The sequence below is a fragment of the Leifsonia sp. genome, assembly GCF_051955155.1.
In the GTDB taxonomy this organism is placed as follows: domain Bacteria; phylum Actinomycetota; class Actinomycetes; order Actinomycetales; family Microbacteriaceae; genus Leifsonia.
The window spans coordinates 1-3,591 of sequence record NZ_JBQCGZ010000164.1; the positions used below are offsets into that span (position 1 = coordinate 1).

A 3,591-nucleotide genomic window follows, 5' to 3' on the forward strand; every position below is an offset into this window, starting at 1 on the left:
CCCGGGCCCGGGGGCGGGCCCCCCCCGGGGGGGGGGGGGGGGGGGGGGGGGCGCGGCCCCGGGTGGGCCGACCCTCCGAGGCGGCTAGAAGTCGGTGTGCCCCAGCCGCGGCTCGGAGACGAACGCGGCCGTGGCCTCCGCCGCGGACTCCAGCTCCAGGATGACGAGCTCGTTGCGTCCCGCGCGGACGACAGGACCGGGCACGTGCAGGGTCTCCTGCGGCCCGCGGGTCCAGTAGCGGCCGAGATTGAAGCCGTTCACCCACGCCACGCCCTTGCCCCAGCCGGTCGTATCCAGGAACAGGGTGCCCGGCTCCTCCACCTCGAACGTCGCGCGCGCGAAGACGGGTCCGGCCAGCCGCTCCGGGTCCGCGTCCCCGACCAGGTCGAGCGCGTCGCGGACGGCGGTCAGCGCGGGCAGGCGCAGCGGGAGCACGCTCCAGCGCTGCAGCGGCTCGCCGTTCAGCAGCACCGGGCCGATCAGGCCCTTCGGCTCACCGATGCGGGGGCCGTAGTCGACGCGGCCCTGGTCCTCGACCAGCACCGTGAGCGTGCCCCGGCTCGGCGAGAGAGTGATCGCGCTGTCGTGGTGGTCGCGGGCGAGCACGCCGACGCGCGTGGAGCCGACGAAGACGTACGCGCGGTCGCGCACCTCGCCGAACTCCAGCACCGCCGGCTCGTCGGTGTCGATCTCGGTGCGGTACAGCCCGAGCCCGGAGTAGTGGCCGAGCTCGTCGAAGGTCGGAAGGGCGTCGGTGTGCTCCCACTCCCCCAGCCGCGGCGCGACCGAGAACAGCGGGACCGAGCGCTCGAACGGCACGGTGAACGCGGGAGCGGCGGCCGCGACCACCGGCTCCTCGGCGGGGACCGGCGCGTGCTTGGCGATCACCTCGCGGAACGCCCAGAACTTCTCGGTGGGCTCGCCCGCCTCGTCCAGCGGGGCGTCGTAGTCGTAGCTCGTGACGATCGGCTGGTACACGCCCTTGTCGTTCGCGCCGTTCGTGAAGCCGAAGTTGGTGCCGCCGTGGAACATGTAGATGTTGACCGACGCGCCGAGCGCGAGCAGCTCGTCCAGGTCGGCGGCCGACTGCTCGACCGGCGTGGTGTGGTGGTGCGCGCCCCAGTGGTCGAACCAGCCGTCCCAGAACTCGGAGCACATCAGCGGGCCGGTTCTCTGGTGCTCGCGCAGCGTCGCGAGGCGCTCGCGCGAGCGCGACCCGAACGACGCCGTCTTCAGCAGCTCCGGGAGCGACCCGTTCTCGAGCATCGCCGGCTCGGGCTGGTCGACGGTGGTCAGCGGGACGGTGATCCCGGCCCCGCGGAAGACGTCGACCAGGTGACGCAGGTAGTCGGCGTCGTCGCCGTAGGCGCCGTACTCGTTCTCCACCTGCACCAGCAGGACGGGGCCGCCCTCGGTCACCTGCAGTGGGCGCACGATGGCGAGCACGCGCTCCAGGTACGCGGTGACGGCCGCGAGGAACCGCGGCTCCGAGCGGCGGATTCCGACCTCGGGATCGGTGAACAGCCACGCGGGCAGGCCGCCGTTGTCCCACTCGGCGCAGATGTAGGGGCCGGGCCGGACGATGGCGTGCATCCCCTCGTCCTGCACGGTGCGCAGGAAGCGGGCCAGGTCGAGGGCGCCGTCGGCCGTCCACTCGCCCTCGCGGGGCTCGTGCGCGTTCCACGGAACGTACGTCTCGATGGTGTTGAGCCCCATGAGCCTGGCCTTGCGGATGCGGTCCGCCCAGTCGTCCGGGTGCACGCGGAAGTAGTGGATCGCTCCCGACAGGATGCGGTGCGGCTCGCCGTCGAGGAGGAAGGCGTCCCCCGCGATCTCGAAGCTGGTCATGGGTGCTCCAAAGAGAAGAAGGTGGGCAGCGAACGTGGCCGGCCGCGGACGTGCGCGACCGGCCACGCGCTGGATTACTTGCCGGTGACGGTGAAGCCCTGCTGGTTCCCGTACTCCACCAGCGCCTTCTGCCAGGCCTGCAGGCCCGTGTTCAGCGTGCTGTTGGAGGTGTAGGACTGGCCGACCGTGTCGCCGAAGATGCTGTTCGCGTAGACCTGGAACGGCAGGTACTGCCAGCCGGTCGACACGTTCTTCGCGCCGGCTACGAGCACCTCGTTGATCTTCTGGCCGCCGAAGTACTCGGGAGCCTGCGCCAGGAAGTCGGACGAGTTCAGGTCCTTGGTGGTGGACGGGAAGCCGCCGGACTGCAGGAAGACCTTGATCGACGCCGGGTCGTTGTTCAGCCACTTGAGGAAGCCGGCGGCGAGCGCCTGGTTCTTGGACTGCTTGAGCACGACCTGCCCGCCGCCGCCGTTCTCGGCGTTGGCCGGGGTGCCGTCGTAGGTGGGGATGGGGGCGACGCGCCAGGCGCCGGCGCCGTCCTTCACCGAGGACTCGAGCACGCCGGGCATCCACGCGCCGGTGACCAGGGTGGCGATGGAGCCGTTGCCGAGCGCCTTGAACCAGTCGTCGCTCCAGCCGGGGACGCTGGAGAGCAGCTTGCCCTCGACCAGCTTGTCCCAGGTGGCGGTCCACTTCTTGGTGCCATCGTCCTGCAGGTTGATCGACACCTTGGTGCCGTCGACCTGGAACGGCCGGCCGCCGGCCTGCCAGATCATCGAGGTGGTGAAGCCGGAGTCGCCGGAGTCGCTGGTGATGTAGGCGTTCGGGTCGGCCGCGTGCAGCTTCTGCGCCGCGGCGACGTACTCGTCCCAGGTCTTCGGGACGGCGATGCCGTACTTGTCGAAGACGTTCTTGTTGTAGAACATCGCCATGGGGCCGGAGTCCTGCGGCAGGCCGACGAGCTTGCCGCCGACGTTGACCGAGCTCCACGGGCCGGGGGTGTAGTCGTCCTTGAGCTTGTCGAAGCCGTACTGCGTCAGGTCGACGAGGGCGTCGGAGAGCGCGAACTGCGGAATGGCGTAGTACTCGACCTGGGCGACGTCCGGTGCGCCGTTGCCCGCCTTGATGGCATTCTGCAGCTTGGTGTACTCGGTGGTGTTGGTGCCGGCGTTGACCAGCTTGACCTTGACCTTCGGGTACTCCTTCTCGAACGCGGCGACCTGGGCCTCGGCGGACGGCGTCCACGACCAGTACGTGATCGTCCCGCCCTGCTTGAGGGCGGCGTCGATGTCGGAGGCGCTGCCGCCGCCGGAGCCGGACGAGCCGGACGAGCAGGCGGCGAGGGAGGCGCCGAGCACGGCGCTGGCCGCGACGGCGACCGCGACGCGGCGCAGGGACCGCGAACGCAGGATGCGCTTCATGGTGATCTCACTTCCTTGTGGAATGGGGAGGGTTCTCGATGCGGTGTTTCGGTTACTGCTTGACGCTTCCGGCGGCCAGACCCGACTGCCAGTAGCGCTGGAGCACCAGGAACGCGGCCACGATCGGGACGATCGTGATGAGCGAGCCGGTGATCACGAGGTTGAAGATCGGCTGTGCGCCGACCCCCGTCGCCTGCGCGCTCCACTGGCTGAGGCCGACCGTGAGGGGGTACCAGGTCGGATCGCTCAGCATGATGAGCGGCAGGAAGTAGTTGTTCCAGGTGGCGACGATCGCGAACAGCGCGACCGTGACGATGCC

Annotated in this window: 2 protein-coding genes and 1 pseudogene; all 3 read right to left on the minus strand. The window is 70.2% G+C overall.

The window, feature by feature from the left end:
- Positions 1–84 precede the first annotated feature (84 nt).
- Positions 85–1,848, minus strand: a complete 1,764-nt coding sequence (locus ACTHMF_RS17480) for a glycoside hydrolase family 35 protein (RefSeq protein WP_440319382.1) — start codon at positions 1,846–1,848, stop codon at positions 85–87.
- Between the two features lie 74 nt (positions 1,849–1,922).
- A complete protein-coding gene (locus ACTHMF_RS17485; protein ID WP_440319384.1) occupies positions 1,923–3,272 on the minus strand; it encodes an ABC transporter substrate-binding protein in 1,350 nt (449 codons plus the stop codon).
- Between the two features lie 52 nt (positions 3,273–3,324).
- Positions 3,325–3,591 (minus strand): annotated as a pseudogene (locus tag ACTHMF_RS17490) (carbohydrate ABC transporter permease); the annotation flags it as partial.

What these genes read in the sequence shown, in the direction of transcription:
- ACTHMF_RS17480 (WP_440319382.1), bottom strand. Translation starts at nt 1,848, where the DNA reads ATGACCAGCTTCGAGATCGCGGGGGACGCCTTCCTCCTCGACGGCGAG.
- ACTHMF_RS17485 (WP_440319384.1), bottom strand. Translation starts at nt 3,272, where the DNA reads ATGAAGCGCATCCTGCGTTCGCGGTCCCTGCGCCGCGTCGCGGTCGCC.